The sequence below is a fragment of the Rhodococcus erythropolis NBRC 15567 genome, from assembly GCF_001552595.1.
Classification (GTDB): domain Bacteria; phylum Actinomycetota; class Actinomycetes; order Mycobacteriales; family Mycobacteriaceae; genus Rhodococcus_F; species Rhodococcus_F erythropolis.
Genome location: NZ_BCRM01000007.1, coordinates 172,924 through 189,586 on the forward strand (window position 1 = coordinate 172,924; position 16,663 = coordinate 189,586).

The following is a 16,663-nucleotide window of genomic DNA, read 5'->3' on the forward strand; positions in this document are numbered from 1 at the left end:
GGGCCCGATCGTGCCTGTCTCTCGGCGCCAGTCGAGCCCCCTGAAGGGAGTGGAAGCGAGTGCACTCGATTTCCGTCGTAGTGCCCGTTTATCAGGGCGAAAAGACGATCACGGCGCTCGTCGAGGAGTTGGACGGCCTGTGCGCACCGAGTTCGACGCCCGGTGGAGCGCAGTTCACCGTCGACGAGATCGTGCTGGTTCACGACAACGGTCCGGACCGTTCCGACGTCGTGTTACTCGAATTGGAGCGCCGTTTCGATCAGGTGCGTGTCGTGTGGCTCAGTCGCAACTACGGCCAGGACGCGGCGACTATCGCCGGTATGGCCGTTGCACGTGGCCAGTGGATCGTGACGATGGACGAAGACGGCCAGCACGACCCGGTGCACATCGGGGCTTTCCTCGACACCGCGCTGACGGAGCGATCCGATCTCGTGTATTCCAAACCCACGAACACCCGCCCGCATGGATTCTTGCGGAACCTGACCTCGCGCGGTGCAAAGATCGTCTTGGCGACGGTATTCGCGTTCCCTGATTCGACGAGATTCGAAAGTTACCGCCTGATCCGAGGTGACATCGGCCGACAGTTGGCCGGCGTCGCCGCCAACGGCGTGTATCTGGACGTCGCGCTGACGTGGGTCGTCGGCAATACCGCCACTGCGCCGGTGACACTTCGAGCGGAAGGCCGCGAGGAATCGGGGTACAACTATCGCCGTTTGTTCTCGTTGTTCTGGAAGATGGTGTTGTGTAGCGGAACCCGCGGTCTGCGGCTGGTGAGTCTGCTCGGGGTCACCCTGGCGTCGGCCGGTGTGATCATGGCTGCGGTGATCTTCGTCCAAGCCATGACCGGTGACAACAACGACCCGGAAGGATGGGCGTCGATCATCATGGCGCTGCTGGTCTGTTCGGGTGCGATCCTGTTCTCGCTCGGTCTCATCGCCGAATACCTTGGCGTGGCACTGCACGTCCTTGTCGGAAAGCCGCTGTATCTGACAGTCGATTCCCCGCGGCCCGGAACCTCGATCGATCGGCGTAGTCGTGAGCACTGATCGCATCATCTTCTCCCGCCCCTATCGGGCATCGAATGAATTGTCGAATCTGGCAACGGTTCTGGAGTCCGATCACATTCACGGTGACGGACGTTTCACCAAGTCCGCGACTGCAGCGCTCAAGGCGATCACCGGATCCACGCATGCTCTGCTGACCACCTCGTGCACGCACGCACTCGAATTGGGTGCGCTGCTGCTCGAATTGGGCCCGGGCGACGAGGTAATAGTTCCGAGCTTCGCGTTCAGTTCGGCGGCGACCGCCGTCGCGTTGCGCGGTGCCACTGTTGTTTTCGTCGACATCGATCCGAGTACCGGCAATATCGATCCCGACTGCGTCGCAGCGGCGATCACGGAACGCACGAAAGCTGTACTGGTCATGCATTACGGCGGAGTCGCCGCCGACATGGAACCTCTCGTCGACCTCGCGGAACTCCACGGCGTCGCGTTGATCGAAGACAACGCTCACGGGCTCGGCGGAAAGTGGCGCGGGCGGGCGCTCGGCACCATCGGAACTATCGGTACGCAGAGTTTTCACGACACCAAGAACGTTCACTGCGGCGAGGGTGGCGCGCTGTTGCTCTCGGACGATCAGTTGATGACCCGCGCCGAAATCATCCGTGAGAAGGGGACCGACCGTGCGCGTTTCCTGCGCGGCCAGGTCGACAAGTATTCGTGGCAGGACATCGGGTCGAGTTATCTGCCCAGTGAACTCAATGCCGCTGTCCTCGACGCACAACTCTCGGAGTTCGACGCGATTCAGGCGGCCAGGCATCGCGTCTGGGATGCCTACAGCGTGAGTCTGGGCGAGTGGGCGTCCGAGAACGGTGTCGTTCCCATGGCGGTTCCCGATGATCGCGAGCACACCGCGCACCTGTTCTATCTCAAGATGCCTACCGAAGAGAGCCGCGACGGCTTGATTCGGCATCTTGCCGCCGACGGAATCGTGGCGCCGTTCCACTACATTCCGCTCGATACGAGTGCGGCCGGTGTGCGCTACGGACGAACGCCGGAGCCGTGTGTGCGTAGCGCCGAGTTCTCCGCGTCGATCCTTCGACTGCCGCTGTGGCCCATGCTCACGTCCGAACAACAGGAACGGGTCATCGGTTCCGTCCTCGAGTACAAGCAGGCTTGAGGACTAACACGACCGCGTGGATCGAATCAGGGCCCGGAAGCTTCGGGCATCACCGAATCCGCGGTCGTGGATGCCGCCGCCCAGTCGTCGATGCTTCCGCTCGGGAAGAGAATCTGTGTGACGCCGGTGACCGTGTCACGTGCGTGCAGTGCGCTTTCGTCGTCGACGGCGTCGGTGAACGAGGTGTCGGGATAGAAGCTGTCCTCGTCCGTGTACTGGACGTCTTCTCGCGAACCGATTGCGATGATGTATCGGTTGTCGTCACCGACGATGCCGGTGGACAGATGGATCCACTTGTCCTCGACACAGCACATCCAGCCTTGCTTGACTCCGATGACCGGCTCGCCGAACAAGGCCTCGGGCAATCCGAACCTCTGGTCGTAGCCGTCGGTTCCTTCGGGAGTGGATTGCCGCAGGTACTCGACGAATTGCTCGACCCGCTCAGGTCCGAGCTGGTCGGAGTCGTCGAGGACGCCGTTGTAGAAAGTGACCAGGTCGTGCGTCGTAGTCTCGGTGTTCCACCACATTCCGTCCCACGGCGGCGTCGTCGCGGTCAGTGCGTAACGCTCGGCAACCCGGGTGATCACCTCCTGACCGCCGACCTCGTCCCACAGAAGGTTGGCTGCGGTGTCGTCGGAGGATTCGAGCATCGCCGCCATGAGGGTGCGATCGTCGTCCGTGATGGGCCGCTCGCCGCGAGCGTCCTGATGGAGTAGATCCTCGGCGATGAAAAGTTTTGCCACCGAGGCAGTTTCGATTTGCTGGTCGCCTGCAACATCGAGGTACTTGTCCGAGGATCGATCGAGGACGGCGATGGAGACGTCCGCACCACGCCCGAGCGCCGCCACCTGAGCTTGCGCCAGTCGGCCGTCGAGAGTCTCCGCGACCGGAACATTGGTGTCGGGGAAGGCGGGGGTCTGCATCGAATCATCCGGGTTCTGTCCACCGCTGCACGAAGCCGCAAAAGTAACTGCGGCCGCCATTGCGGCAATCCGGACGTACCGCGTACTCATCTGTTTCCCCCGGTAGCCCTGACACGGCACTGTTGCCGATCTTCTTGTCTCAGGATAGCGGTAGGGTCGGATCTCGTGATTCTCAAGACCGTGAACCAGCGCATTGCCGAGGAACTCGACGTCCGCGAAGGCCAGGTTGCAGCAGCAGTCGACCTTCTCGACGGCGGAGCCACGGTGCCCTTCATCGCCCGGTACCGCAAGGAAGTCACCGGCACGCTCGACGACGCCCAGTTGCGACTCCTGGACGAGCGGCTGCGGTATCTCCGCGAGCTCGACGACCGTCGTGACGCCGTGCTCACGGAGATCGACTCTCAGGGCAAACTCGACGATCAACTGCGCGGTCAGATCATGCTGGCCGAGACAAAAGCGCGGCTGGAGGACATCTACCTCCCCTTCAAACCGAAGCGGCGCACCAAGGCGCAGATCGCCCGCGAGGCCGGCCACGAGCCCGTCGCGGACGCTCTCATCGGAGATCCCACCACCGATCCCGCGCAGTATTCGGACGAGCAACTCGACGGTGCCCGGTCGATCCTCGTGGAGCGCTTCGCCGAGGACGCCGATCTGGTCGGTGAATTGCGCGAGCTTATGTGGAGTCGCGGCCAGGTCGTCTCCTGGGTCCGCAAGGGCAAGGAAACCGATGGCTCGAAGTTTGCTGACTACTTCGAGTTCTCGGAACCGTTCTCCAAACTGCCCTCGCACCGCATCCTCGCCGTCCTGCGCGGAGAGAAGGAAGAAGTGCTGTCGCTCAACATGGCGGCCGACACCGAAGAACTCGCGCCGGGGGAGCGCACAGTCTACGAAGGCCGCATCGCGTCGCGGTTCGAGATCGCCGACCGCGGTCGGGCCGCCGACGGGTGGCTTCTCGACACCGTCAAGTGGGCGTGGAAGACGAAGTTCGCCGTCACGCTCGGTATCGACACGCGAATGCGTCTGCGGCAGTCGGCCGAAAAGGACGCCGTCGACGTCTTCGCCACCAACCTCAAGGATCTACTCCTCGCGGCTCCCGCCGGCGCCCGACCCACCATGGGACTCGACCCCGGATTCCGTACCGGAACTAAGGTTGCCATCGTCGACGGAACCGGCAAAGTTGTTGCATACGAGACGATTTACCCGCACCAGCCGCAGAACAAGTGGGACGCGGCGCTTGCGACGCTTGCCGGGCTGGTCGCCAAGCACGGCGTCGAACTGATCGCCATCGGCAACGGCACGGCCTCACGCGAGACCGACACGCTCGCTACCGAACTGATCAAGAAGACCGGCGCGCCCAACCTGACCAAGATCGTCGTCTCCGAGGCAGGCGCATCGGTGTACTCGGCTTCGGCCTACGCGTCGCAGGAACTTCCCGACCTCGACGTCTCGATTCGCGGTGCGGTGTCCATTGCGCGTCGCCTGCAGGATCCGTTGGCGGAGTTGGTCAAGATCGATCCCAAGTCCATCGGTGTCGGTCAGTACCAGCACGACATCACCGAATCGCTGCTCTCACGTTCGCTCGACGCCGTCGTCGAGGATGCCGTCAACTCGGTCGGCGTCGACGTCAACACCGCGTCCGTGCCGCTGCTCGCTCGGGTGTCCGGAATCGCAGGTTCCCTAGCGGAGAGCATCGTCGCCCATCGGGACCAGAACGGTCCGTTCAAGTCCCGCAAGGGACTCAAGGACGTCTCCCGACTGGGACCCAAGGCTTTCGAGCAGTGCGCAGGCTTCTTGCGGATCACCGACGGCGACGACCCGCTCGACGCGTCGAGCGTCCACCCGGAGGCATATCCGGTGGTTCGCAAGATCGTTGCCAGTGCCGGCGGGGACGTGCGCACCGTGATCGGAAACTCGCAGGCACTTCGATCGGTCACGGCGTCCGACTACGTCGACGAGCGATTCGGTCTACCGACCGTCACCGACATCATCTCCGAGTTGGAGAAGCCGGGACGAGATCCACGACCCGAATTCAAGACCGCGACCTTTGCCGCAGGCATCGAGAAAGTCGCGCATCTCAAGCCCGGTATGACTCTCGAAGGTGTGGTCACCAACGTCGCAGCCTTCGGTGCCTTCGTCGACATCGGAGTTCATCAGGACGGTCTGGTTCACGTCTCGGCGATGTCACACAACTTCGTCAAGGACCCACGCGAGGTCGTCAAGTCAGGTGACGTCGTCAAGGTGAAGGTCCTCGAAGTGGACGAGGCACGCCAACGCATCGGGCTGACGCTTCGTCTCGACGACGAGGTGGGCGCACCCCGCAAGTCCGAAGGCCCGCGAGGTGGGCAACCTCAGCGTCAGGGCCAGCCACAGGGTCAGCGTCAGGGGCAGGGGCAGGGGCAGGGTCAGCAACGAGGTAGTGGCGGACGTCAGGGTGGACGCGAGTCGCGTCCGGACAACCGCGCGCCCGCTGCCGGGTCGATGGCTGAGGCTCTGCGCAAGGCGGGCTTCGGCAAGTAATTCCGTCCGCCGGGTTTTCGGAGTCCGTATCGTCTCATTCGAGTCGGTTGGCGGTATCAATCGGAAGAATGATCGGATCTGAAATTCGGTGAAGGGAGGACAGTGATGCGGGAGTGGCTCGAGCGCGAGATCATCGCCCATGGCCGATTGCCATTGCTGTTCTTCCTGCTCGGATTCCTCTCTGCCTTCCTCTTCATCCGTCTCAGCGTCCGGATGATCCGTGCGCAGGTGAAATGGTGGCCGGGCAACATCGCGCCCGGAGGTCAGCACGTGCATCACGTCGTGTTCGGTGTGATCGCCATGATGATCTCCGGTGGTGCGCTGATCGCGGTCTACGTCGATGGTTCGCAGACCACCGGTGCCGTCCTGGCGGCGATCTTCGGTATGGGTGCGGCGTTGGTGCTCGACGAGTTCGCACTGATCTTCTATCTGAAGGATGTGTACTGGTCCGAGCAAGGTCGGACCTCGGTGGATGCGGTTTTCGTCGCAATCGCCGTGACCGGTCTGGTGCTGTTGGGTTTCCGCCCGCTCGAACTTCTCGACGTCGCCGGGTTCCGTGAAGAACGGGATCCGTGGATCAAGTTGGTCTTCGTTTTTGTCGCGTTGATCAACTTCGCCTTGGCAGCCATCGTGATTCTCAAAGGGAAGATCTGGACGGGGCTCGTCGGCCTGTTCGTTTTCCCGTTGCTGGTAATCGGTGCGGTTCGCCTGAGCCGCCCGGGTGCGCCGTGGGCACGTTGGCGGTACACGCGCAAGCCGAAACGGATGAACCGCGCGCTCGAGCGTGAGCGGAAGTGGCGGCGACCGGTCATCAGGGCCAAGATCTACGTCCAGGATCTGATTGCCGGATCGCCGAGCGTCGAGCATGCGATGACGGCGGCCGAGCAGGAATTGGACCACACCATTCACGCGGCTCCGCCGCCACCGATTTCCCCGCTGGTGTCCGCGTCTGGCACAATGGACGGGTTGCCTGGACCAGGCAGCAGCACTTGATCTGGGCACGAACCAGACGAGCGCCGTTTCGGGAGACCGAAACGCGTGCCGCTCGGTTCCTCTGCTCCTGCGAAATACAAGGATGACATATGAACACCCTGGACTTCCTGGACAAAAAGTCGCTCCGCGACGACATCCCCGAGTTCCGTCCCGGCGACACGCTCAACGTGAACGTCAAGGTTATCGAAGGCTCCAAGGAGCGCGTGCAGGTCTTCAAGGGCGTCGTTATTCGTCGCCAGGGCGGCGGCGTTCGCGAGACCTTCACCGTCCGTAAGGTCTCCTTCGGCGTCGGCGTCGAGCGCACCTTCCCGGTTCACAGCCCCACGCTGGCCTCCATCGAGGTTCTGACCCGCGGTGACGTCCGTCGCGCCAAGCTGTACTACCTCCGTGAGCTTCGTGGCAAGAAGGCGAAGATCAAGGAAAAGCGCTGATCTTTCCGATGAGCCCGGCACCGCGTACGCGCGGTGTCGGGCTAATCTGGTTTCTGTGGCAGATTCTTCGAAGGAGCAGGCATTGTCGTCCGGACCCGAGAATCACGAGGGATCAAGCGGTTCCGCGGAACCGACCTCACATCGGCCGCAGAAGAAACAGCGATCGTTCCTGCGAGAACTCCCTGTTCTGATCGGCGTAGCGCTGGTACTCAGCATCGTCCTTCAGGCATTTGTCTTCAGAGTTTTTCTCATCCCATCCGAGTCGATGGAACCGACACTGCACGGCTGTGCAGGATGTACCGGTGACCGCATCGTGGTGGAGAAGATCGGATACCGCTTCGGCGATCCGGAACCCGGCGACGTCGTCGTCTTCAAGGGACCCGATTCGTGGAACACGAAATATGTGTCCAATCGGTCCGACAACGTTGTCGTTCGCGGCATTCAAGAGGTCGGTTCGTGGGTCGGCCTCGTTCCGCCGGACGAGAACGACTTGGTCAAGCGAGTGATCGCTACCGGCGGCCAGACCGTCGAATGCTGTGACGATCAGGGCCGAGTCCTGGTCGACGGCAAGCCGCTCGACGAGCCGTACATCAAGATGGATTTCCCGTTCACTCCGGGAACACAAACGTGTGACACCGAATTGAAGTCGGGCCGCTGCTTCGGACCGATCACCGTTCCCGAGGGCCACGTGTGGGTCATGGGTGACAACCGCAGCAATTCCGCCGACTCGCGCTACCACGTGGACGACGAGTTCCAGGGAACAGTCCCGATCGACAACATCATCGGTCAAGCTCGATTCATCGTCCTTCCCCCGTCGCGAATGGGCGGCATCGATGCGCCTGACATTCAGGGCAACTGAGTTGTCGGACCGCACACATGGATTCGCGTAGTTCCGAGTAGGCAGAGACAGTGAGTAGTTGGCCCCCTCGCGTTGTCATTCGCAGATCGGCAGGTCTGCGGACGATGGAGTCTGCGTTGGCGCGAACCGGACTCGGTCCGGTCGCCGGCGTCGACGAAGCCGGGCGCGGAGCGTGCGCTGGTCCACTCGTCATTGCAGCGTGTGTCCTGGCGCCGAAACCGCAAGCGGCACTGGCGCGGCTCGACGATTCGAAGAAGCTGACCGAACGTGCGCGCGAGGAGCTTTTCCCGGCGATCAAGCGCTTGGCGTTGGCGTGGAGTGTCGTTTCGGTACCCGCTGCGGAAGTCGATCAGATCGGTATCCACGTCGCCAACATCGAGGGGATGCGTCGAGCAGTCGCGGGCCTCGATCTCGAACCGGGCTACGTCCTCACCGACGGGTTCCGGGTTCCGGGACTGACGGCTCCGTCGCTACCGGTCATCGGCGGTGACGGCGCCGCTGCATGTATCGCCGCGGCCAGCGTTCTCGCGAAGGTGACCCGAGATCGTGTGATGACCGAGATGGACGAGACTCATCCCGGATACGGCTTCGCGATTCACAAGGGATACAGCACGCCGCTGCACATGGACGCTCTCGACGAGCTGGGGCCGTGCCCCGAGCATCGCATGACCTACGCAAACGTGGTGGCTGCGGGAGTCCGGTTGGAACAACGCGCGGGCCGTACGGGATGATGGACGTTCAGACGAACTGGGAGGACTGGCTAAACCGATGAGTGCCGAGGATCTCGAGAAGTACGAAACCGAGATGGAGCTGTCGCTCTACCGTGAATACCGGGACATCGTCGGACAGTTCTCCTACGTCGTGGAGACCGAACGACGTTTCTACCTGGCCAACACGGTCGAGTTGCTGCCCCACAATTCAGACGGGGAGATCTACTTCGAGCTGCGGATGTCCGACGCCTGGGTGTGGGACATGTACCGCCCGGCGCGATTCGTGAAGTACGTGCGCGTCGTGACGTTCAAGGACGTCAACATCGAAGAGTTGGACAAGCCGGATCTGCGCCTTCCTGACTGACCTGTGCGTGCTGCACAGATATCGACGACGAAGTGCCCCGCCGATATCGGCGGGGCACTTCGTATTTCGCTGCTTCGTGCCGGATCAGTCGCCCTTGACATTCACGATCTGACGCAGCGTGTGTCGAATCTCGACCAAGTCCTTCGCGTCGTCCATCACGACGTCGATGTCCTTGTACGCACCCGGGATCTCGTCGAGGAACGCCGCGGAACGCTTGTATTCGATGCCGACCATCGCCTTGTCGAGATCTTCGATGGTAAAGGTCTTGCGTGCCTGGTTACGTCCGTACACCCGACCCGCGCCGTGGGGGCTGGACTTGAACGACGGCACGTTTCCCTTCCCGACGACGACGTAACTCGCCGTCCCCATCGAACCGGGGATGAGCCCGGGCGTGCCCTCGTCTGCCTTGATCGCACCCTTACGGCTCAGCCACACACCCCGGCCCATATGGAACTCCTTCTGGGTGAAGTTGTGGTGGCAGTTGATCCGCTCGACTTCGTCGATGATCGCGGGCTTGCCGTCACCCATGAAGTGCGCGAAGTCCTTCACCACGCGGTCCATCATCTCTTCGCGGTTGAGCAGAGCGAAGTGCTGAGCCCAGTTGAGATCGGTGATGTACGAGTCGAATTCGGGCGTCTTCTCGACCAGGTAGGCCAGATCCGGATCGGGAAGGTTGATGTACCACCGCTCGCACAAGTCCTTGGCGATCTTGATGTGATGCTGTGCGAGCTTGTTTCCGATACCGCGACTGCCCGAGTGCAGGAACAGCCAGACGCCGTCGCTCTCGTCGAGCGTCACCTCGATGAAGTGGTTGCCAGAACCCAGCGTTCCGAGCTGAAACCTCCAGTTGTTCTTGAACTTGTCGTAGAAGGCCAGGCGATCGCCCGCCATTGCCTCGAGTTCTGCGATGCGGATTTGCGCCGTGTCGCTCAGCGTCTTGTTGTAGACACCCGCCGAGAGCGGAACGGAGCGTTCGATGCTGTGGCGAAGAACGCTCAGGTCGCGGCCTTGAAGGTCGCGTGCACTGAACTGGGTTTTGACCGCGATCATTCCGCAGCCGATATCGACTCCGACGGCGGCGGGCATGATTGCGCCTTCCGTCGGAATGACCGAACCCACCGTCGCTCCCGCACCGAGGTGCGCATCCGGCATAAGTGCCAGATGTGGACGGACAAAAGGCATCTGGGACGTACGCAGCGCTTGCTCGCGAGTGTTCTCGTCGAGTATCGATGCCCAGTTCCACAGCCTCTTGGTGATCTTCTCCATCAGATTTCTCCCACATAGTTCACAGCCGAACCGATCGGTCCGGTGTGTCGTGCAGGAATGACCATGCGCTCCGTCAGTGGTTGTGTGCAACCTCTTTTCAGGTGCGCAGACCGTCTGCGAGTTCGTAGATTCGTCCGACGTACTTCTCCTGGAAGGCTTTTCGAGCAGCATCTGCTTGTTGCCGTGCGCCCATCCTGGCGTAGAGGTACTCGAGTTGAACCAAGCTTTCGCCGATGTCGACGCGTCGCTGGTCGAGAACCGTCAACTCGTCGACCAGCCGAGCCAGATCGAGTCGTGCAAGATCTAGCGCTGTCTCCGGTACCTCGTCCATGGTGATCCTCGATGTCCGTGAGTGCTTCCTGGGTTTGAGGCTAGCATCATTCGAACATATTTTCGATACCTGGAATTGTTGGTTACTTCGACAATGTGGCGGTCAGTTGGTCGATGGCGTACGGAATGCTCAGGACGGTATTGCCGGACATCGCCGCGCCGACGGGTGGATCTGCGGTGTATCGCACGACTATCGCATTTCCGTTTTTCACGGCAGGTAGCCGCTGGTAGAGAGTGTTTCCGGCGAGGGCCTTGTCTCCCTCCGGATCGGCCATCACGATCAAACGATCAACGGGTTCGAGGATGTCGTATCGCTCGTTCGGCAGCCAGTTGCCGAACTGGTCGCCGACGAATGCGTCGACCGTCAGGGGGAGGGTGAACCCGAGTGACGAGAGGAAGATGCCGCGTGGGTCGTGCGAAGAGAACACGTATCCCTCGGGAGTGTCGAGGTTGACGATCGTTGCGGTTTGCCCGGAAAACTCCGGGTGTGCAGCGCGAGCGGTGGCAAACGCGTTTTCGGTATCCGTAATCAGTTGCTGAGCTTGTGGTTCTTTGCCGAGGGCGCGCCCGGCGGTGAGTGTCATGTCGGTCCACGGCGTTGTGTATGCGTCGTAGTCCTTGCTCTGCGCGACAGTCGGCGCAATCGAGGTCAGCTTCTTGTAGGTCTCCGTGTCGATGTCGGCGTACAGCGCTAGGATCAGATCTGGTGCGAGGGAGGCGATTTGCTCGAAGTTGAAGTCTCCGCCGCTGTTGATGTAGGTCGGAGTTTTCCCCTTCCAGTAATTCTTCGTCCACGGCCAGCTTTCATCCATGCCGGACCCCCACCATTCGGCCATGCCTACGGGTTCGACTCCCAAGGCGAGCAGTGGTTCGTGATCGGTGTATCCGAGTGTCACTACCCGCCGCGGTTCGGCATCGATTGTCGTCGAACCCTGTGCGTGCTCGATCGTCACGGGGAATGCGTCGTTGCTCTGGGTCGTTGATGCGGTGTCGACGCCTTGCGAGGTTCCACAGGCGGTCGAGAACCCGATGATCGCGGCCGTCGTGAATAAGGCGGCGAGGATTCGGGTGCTACGTGAGGGCACGTGCATGCTCCTTCGAAGTGGTGGGCGAAGTGATCTGAGTTCCGCGTGAAGTGCTGAACTGGTCGCGTCAGCAATAAAGTGAGGCTAACCTTTGCAGGATCGGCGGTCCATCCTTCAGAATGGACTCGGATACGCCCAGAAAGACGCAAAATGTCCACTATTGGTTACTCGACTCGTCCAAAGTCCTTGCTAGCGCTACCCGATAGTCGCGGACGGACATTCAAAGATTTTCAGGTCTACACCAACGTCGTCGACGGAGTGACTGCGTACGGAGCTCATCGACACCCCGAGCATCAGATCGCCTGGATGAGTGAAGGGACGATGCAGATCGCTGCCGGAGGCAATGTGTGGCACCTGCACAGCGAGCACTTGGTCTGGTTGCCGGGCACCGTTCTCCACGACATGACACTTCTGACGGAGGGGTGCATGATTGCGGCCTATGCGCGTCCGGATCTACGCCCTGCCGGGCCGCGGTGGACTCAGCCACTTGTTCTCGAAGTCGATGCTCTGTCCGCTCAATTGCTGCGCCATCTCGCAGATCGGACCATCGACGATGCTCGGCGGTTGATGAGTCAGGAGTTGCTCTACGACATTCTTGCTGCCGCGCCCGAACGGCACGACGTCCTCGCGGTTCCTCGCAATGCTGCGGCGAGTTCGGTTTCTGCCCGCATCCTTGCCGATCCGGCAGACTCACGGACGCTGGGGGAGTGGGCGGGCGAACTCGGGGTCAGTTCCAAGACCTTGATGCGAGCCTTTGTCGCCGATACCGGGATTACCTTCGGGCAGTGGAGAACTCGAGCACGCATGTACGCATCACTCGAGATGCTCGCGCGGGGTGAGGGTGTCAATGACGTTGCCCCGCAGGTTGGTTACCGCACCAGCAGTGGGTTCATCGCCGCATTTCGGGAAACCTTCGGTACGACGCCGGCCAGGTACGGCGGAAGTTGATGCGGTGATTTGCCGAATTTACAACCGACGCCGCCCGCTCGGAGGCGACAGTAGATAGATTTTGCTCTCGACGAAAGGCGGAGGGTGACACCTCCCATTACTCAGACTGGCTTTGTGGTGGCTGCGAGTCGCCGTGTGCATTGGATTTTATTCAAAGGCTGCTCGTAGACGCTCGATCAATCGCCTATGAGCAGCCTTTCGATGGCGATTAGACGATATTCAGACATGTACTCATCGCGAGCGCTTCCCGACGATCTGCGCAACAGTAGAAGAGGTAACACACAATGCTGCGCCGGACAGGAGGAGAACCCAAAGACCCCACCCGATCGATGGAGAAACGGTGGTGCGAAGAATGGTTGCTTCTGCGTCTGACACGTTCATGGCGTCGATTATTCCGATCACGACCGTGACTGCACCTGCCGCTGGCGCGACCCACCGGTCGCCAAACTTGGCCTTTCCTCCTCTAGACAGAATGGTGAACAGCGCGATTGCTGCCGCCGCGCCGAGAACGAGTGTTAGGACGCCGTCGCCGTCGACACCGGACTTTGAGAAATTGAGAAATGTCACCCATGGACCGAGGCTTCCGACAATTATCCCGAAACATGCAAGTAGAGCTGCCACGATATTTGGCATGTAGTTGGAAGGGAGGGGAGAGTCGGCCTGTACGAATCCAACTGGCGGTACACCTGCGAATCGCCACTCTGTCTCGGGTCCGGGATGGGGTTCGTAAGGTTGATCCGATTCTGGCGCCGGTGCTTGGTGCTGAGCGAGCCAGTATTCGGGTGGCGGGGGCTCTTGGTTAGGTTGACCAAATGGCGAGTTGGGTGGCTGCGTCATTCGAGCACCAACTTTCTCCTGTGGAAGCTGCTCCGGTTATGGGTGAGTTGAATTGCAACTGTAATCTGTCGGACAAACTATACAAGTGAATGTTTCGTGGAGTTCTTAAGTTGTCGGTACGGGAAAATTCGCGCCAGTTGACTGTCGTTTCAAGGTCGCACATGCTCGCCAATAGGCTGTCTGTCTACCTCGAACGAATTGTGAATAGATCTGGCGAGCGGAGCAGTGGATCTACGACGGTGACCGCCTGGACGGTTCGCCTAGAATAGGACTAGTGTTCGTTCGTCGGGGATTTAACCAGTGGGTAGTTCGATTTTTATGGAGATTAGTACCAATCTGTGGAGTCGCGGCCTTGTCTCGTCGGGCGATCCAGACCGCAGTTCGATGTCGTAAGCCTCTACATTCAGTGTCGGAACGCCGGAAGTGATTGTTGATTTCAAGGGCGGAAGATACTTCCAGAACATCGAAATGGGCCGAGCTACCAGCATCTGCTGGTAGCTCGGCCGATTTACTAATCTGAACTGAGTCAGCTCATGTTGCCGAGCACATTGCCCAAGACACCGCTGATGACATTGGTCATCGACCCCTGCGGGTCGGTCAGGGAGCCGAATACCTGGCCTGATCCGGAGTTGAGTGAGCCGAAGCCCATGTCCTCGAGGCTTCCGGCGCCCGCCTCGACGGGGTTCGGCTGCCGGATGGTGACGCAGACGCCCATCGGATTGATGTTCCAGTCGCCCGCCGCCAGCACAATGTTGGTGCCGGCGCCGCTGTCGAGCTGCGTGCCGACAACTGCGTTATCGGGAACCTTGTAGGTGGTTTCCAAAGCAATGATGCCACCGCCCGCAGTAGTCCATCCGCCGCCCTTTGCAACCACGGAGTTGTTCCCGACAACGACGGTCTTGGTGACGTCGTCCCACTTCTGGTCGCCGATAAGCCATTTGACGTTCAGGCGAGCCTTGACCAGCTGGAATCCTGCCGGGTGGAAATCGCGGATCTGATTGACGAGGGCTCCGGAACCGGAAACCTTGGTGATGTAGGTGACCGTCTGACCCGCGGCGACCTTGCCATCGCCGACAACCTCCTTGCTGACGGTGTACGGCGTCCCGAGGGAACCGGCCCAACTGTCGGTGACCGACTGGTTGAGCGCGCATGCCGGTGCTGCTTGCGCCACCGAGGCTCCAAGTCCAACAGTGACGCCGGCGGCGAGGAGAACGAGGGATGTAGTGGTTGCTACTGCGTGGCGAAGTGAGCGGCGGGCCATGTAGAACTCCATTCAGCGGGGTGCGTGACGGTTTGAGCAAAACTGTAACTAGTTCTACTGGACTTTCGTCCAAATTGTGGGGATTTCAGAAAATTGTCAGGGTTCGGGTCGCCGTTGGTGTGTCGCGCTGCCGAATTCCACAGGTTCTGAGTTGTCAACAGGTTGTTTTCGGATGGCTTGGTTTTGTGGTGGTGGGTCGAGGGTGGTGGTTGGGACGCGGTTCGTATGGGGCGGGCGCGGGGTGTGAGTGGTGGGGGCTGTGATGGCGAGGAATATGGCGTTGGGGGCTCGGGGCGAGGATGTGGCTGTCGAGTTCCTGATCGATTCTGGTTTGGAGATTGTCGAGCGGAATTGGCGTTGTCGGTACGGCGAGTTGGATGTTGTTGCGACGTCCGGTGATCGGATTGTGTTCGTGGAGGTGAAGACTAGGTCGGGTGTCGGGTACGGGAGTCCTGCGGAGTCGGTGACGTTCGCGAAGCAGCGTCGGATTCGGGTGTTGGCGATGCAGTGGCTCACTGACTCGGGTCGGTCGTGGTCGAGGGTGCGTTTCGATGTGGTGGCCGTGTTGATCGGCCGCGACGGCGTGCCTTCGGTCGAGCACTTTGTGGATGCGTTCTGATGGCGTTGGGGCGGGCGCATTCTGTTGCGGTCAGTGGCGTGGACGGGCAGATCGTGGAGATCGAGGCGGATATCGGGCGCGGGTTGCCTGCGGTGCATTTGGTGGGGCTGCCTGATACGGCGTTGCACGAGTCGCGTGATCGGATTCGCGCGGCGGTGACCAATTCTGGTGAGGAGTGGCCGGACAGCAAGGTGATTTTGGCGTTGTCGCCGGCGACGTTGCCGAAGGTGGGCAGCGTTTACGATTTGGCTCTGTCGTTGTCGGTTCTCGACGCGGCGAAGAAATTACCGCGGAAGTTGTTGCGGGAGACTGTCTTTTTGGGGGAGTTGGCACTCGACGGTCGTTTGCGGACGGTGCGTGGTGTGTTGCCTGCGGTGCTTGCGGCGAAGCGGGCGGGGTGGGGGACTGTGGTGGTTCCAGCTCGGGCGTTGGCTGAGGCGGGCCTGGTGAAGGGGATCGAAGTGCTGGGAGCTGACGATCTGTCTGCGGTGATCGGGTGGTTGCGTGGTGAGTTGGCGCTGGCTGTTCCTGATGTTTTCGAGCGTGCGGATGTGGTGACGGTGCGTGATTTGAGTGAGGTTGTCGGGCAGACGGATGCTCGGTGGGCGATCGAGGTTGCTGCGGCGGGTGCGCATCATTTGATGTTGACGGGTCCGCCGGGGATCGGGAAAACGATGTTGGCGCAGAGGCTTCCGGGGATTCTTCCGCCGTTGACGGAGGGGGAGTCGTTGGAGGTGACGGCGATTCATTCGGTGGCGGGGGTGTTGCCGGAGGATCGGCCGTTGATCGATATGCCGCCTTTCATTGCGCCGCATCACAGTTCGTCGGTCAGTTCGCTGGTGGGTGGTGGTAGTGGGATGGCTCGTCCTGGTGCGGTCAGCCGCGCCCATCGCGGCGTGCTGTTTCTCGACGAATGTGCCGAGATCGGGGTGAAGGTGCTCGAAGCGCTACGCACGCCACTCGAAGACGGGGAAGTACGAATCGCCCGGCGGGACGGAGTTGCGCGGTACCCGGCGCGGTTCCAGCTGATCCTGGCCGCCAATCCCTGCCCATGCGCGCCGCCGCGAGACGCGGATTGTGTATGTGCACCCGCGGCGCGTCGCCGTTACCTGGGGAAATTGTCCGGCCCGCTCTTGGACCGAGTCGACATCAGGGTCCGGATGCAGGCCGTTGCAACCGGAGCGCTGATCGACGAAGTAGGGGAAAGTACCGGCGATGTTCGTGCGCGCGTGGCGGCGGCTCGAGACACTGCAGCCCAGCGGTGGAGTGAGTACGGGTGGCGGACCAACGCGGAAGTACCAGGGCCGGCGTTGAGACAGAAGTTCAGACTCTCGCGTGCGGG

17 protein-coding genes are annotated in these 16,663 nt (G+C 61.1%); 11 read left to right on the forward strand and 6 right to left on the reverse strand.

The genetic code is table 11. The annotated features are described in order from the left end of the window. The first annotated feature begins 59 nt into the window (after positions 1-59). Together RE4_RS12785 and rffA are read left to right on the forward strand one after the other, a co-directional pair. On the forward strand, positions 60-1,046 hold the full coding sequence (locus RE4_RS12785; protein ID WP_019747967.1) for a glycosyltransferase: 987 nt from the start codon (positions 60-62) through the stop codon (positions 1,044-1,046). Continuing rightward, entirely contained in the window at positions 1,036-2,178 is a 1,143-nt protein-coding gene (gene rffA, locus RE4_RS12790) for a dTDP-4-amino-4,6-dideoxygalactose transaminase (RefSeq protein WP_060938670.1), read from the forward strand. Before RE4_RS12785 ends, rffA begins: the two co-directional genes overlap by 11 nt. A gap of 26 nt (positions 2,179-2,204) precedes the next feature. On the opposite strand, the gene RE4_RS12795 is transcribed toward rffA, so the two are convergent. After that, a complete protein-coding gene (locus tag RE4_RS12795) occupies positions 2,205-3,191 on the reverse strand; it encodes a serine hydrolase (protein WP_042951510.1) in 987 nt (328 codons plus the stop codon). Between the two features lie 75 nt (positions 3,192-3,266). Between RE4_RS12795 and RE4_RS12800 the strand changes: the two genes are divergently transcribed. The 6 genes from RE4_RS12800 (at position 3,267) to RE4_RS12825 (ending at position 8,975) form a co-directional block, all read left to right on the forward strand. Beyond that, a complete protein-coding gene (locus RE4_RS12800; protein WP_060938671.1) occupies positions 3,267-5,618 on the forward strand; it encodes a Tex family protein in 2,352 nt (783 codons plus the stop codon). A 105-nt stretch (positions 5,619-5,723) separates the two neighbouring features. Next, a complete protein-coding gene (locus RE4_RS12805) occupies positions 5,724-6,611 on the forward strand; it encodes a hypothetical protein (protein WP_003942742.1) in 888 nt (295 codons plus the stop codon). Positions 6,612-6,700: 89 nt separating this feature from the next. Continuing rightward, the gene (rplS, locus tag RE4_RS12810; RefSeq protein ID WP_003942791.1) at positions 6,701-7,042 is read left to right on the forward strand and encodes a 50S ribosomal protein L19; all 342 of its coding nucleotides are present in this window, start codon (positions 6,701-6,703) and stop codon (positions 7,040-7,042) included. Between the two features lie 55 nt (positions 7,043-7,097). Next, positions 7,098-7,901: a signal peptidase I gene (gene lepB, locus RE4_RS12815; protein WP_003942787.1), complete on the forward strand. Its 804-nt coding sequence runs from the start codon at positions 7,098-7,100 to the stop codon at positions 7,899-7,901. A gap of 50 nt (positions 7,902-7,951) precedes the next feature. Next, positions 7,952-8,632, forward strand: a complete 681-nt coding sequence (locus RE4_RS12820; protein WP_020907294.1) for a ribonuclease HII — start codon at positions 7,952-7,954, stop codon at positions 8,630-8,632. A gap of 37 nt (positions 8,633-8,669) precedes the next feature. Then, positions 8,670-8,975, forward strand: coding sequence for a DUF2469 domain-containing protein (locus tag RE4_RS12825; RefSeq protein WP_003942715.1), 306 nt, complete (start codon positions 8,670-8,672; stop codon positions 8,973-8,975). Positions 8,976-9,059: 84 nt separating this feature from the next. Here RE4_RS12825 and RE4_RS12830 read toward each other — a convergent pair whose 3' ends face one another. From RE4_RS12830 to RE4_RS12840, 3 genes are all read right to left on the reverse strand, one after another. Beyond that, a complete protein-coding gene (locus RE4_RS12830; RefSeq protein WP_060938672.1) occupies positions 9,060-10,241 on the reverse strand; it encodes an RtcB family protein in 1,182 nt (393 codons plus the stop codon). 97 nt (positions 10,242-10,338) lie between these two features. Further along, positions 10,339-10,572 (reverse strand): hypothetical protein, encoded by a 234-nt coding sequence (locus tag RE4_RS12835; protein WP_019747974.1) that lies wholly within the window; start codon positions 10,570-10,572, stop codon positions 10,339-10,341. An 82-nt stretch (positions 10,573-10,654) separates the two neighbouring features. Continuing rightward, the gene (locus RE4_RS12840) at positions 10,655-11,662 is read right to left on the reverse strand and encodes an iron-siderophore ABC transporter substrate-binding protein (RefSeq protein ID WP_238076674.1); all 1,008 of its coding nucleotides are present in this window, start codon (positions 11,660-11,662) and stop codon (positions 10,655-10,657) included. A gap of 144 nt (positions 11,663-11,806) precedes the next feature. Between RE4_RS12840 and RE4_RS12845 the strand changes: the two genes are divergently transcribed. Continuing rightward, a complete protein-coding gene (locus tag RE4_RS12845) occupies positions 11,807-12,604 on the forward strand; it encodes a helix-turn-helix transcriptional regulator (protein WP_060938673.1) in 798 nt (265 codons plus the stop codon). Positions 12,605-12,835: 231 nt separating this feature from the next. Here RE4_RS12845 and RE4_RS12850 read toward each other — a convergent pair whose 3' ends face one another. After that, positions 12,836-13,225 (reverse strand): hypothetical protein, encoded by a 390-nt coding sequence (locus RE4_RS12850; protein ID WP_144419573.1) that lies wholly within the window; start codon positions 13,223-13,225, stop codon positions 12,836-12,838. Positions 13,226-13,967: 742 nt separating this feature from the next. Next, a complete protein-coding gene (locus RE4_RS12855; RefSeq protein ID WP_060938685.1) occupies positions 13,968-14,702 on the reverse strand; it encodes a hypothetical protein in 735 nt (244 codons plus the stop codon). 262 nt (positions 14,703-14,964) lie between these two features. Between RE4_RS12855 and RE4_RS12860 the strand changes: the two genes are divergently transcribed. Both RE4_RS12860 and RE4_RS12865 read left to right on the forward strand, forming a co-directional pair. Continuing rightward, positions 14,965-15,321 carry a YraN family protein gene (locus RE4_RS12860; RefSeq protein WP_029255132.1) on the forward strand — a complete coding sequence of 119 codons (357 nt, stop codon included), beginning with the start codon at positions 14,965-14,967 and terminating at the stop codon, positions 15,319-15,321. Then, a partial coding sequence (locus RE4_RS12865; RefSeq protein WP_060938674.1) for a YifB family Mg chelatase-like AAA ATPase occupies positions 15,321-16,663 on the forward strand: 1,343 nt, incomplete at its 3' end. The genes RE4_RS12860 and RE4_RS12865, both read left to right, overlap by 1 nt.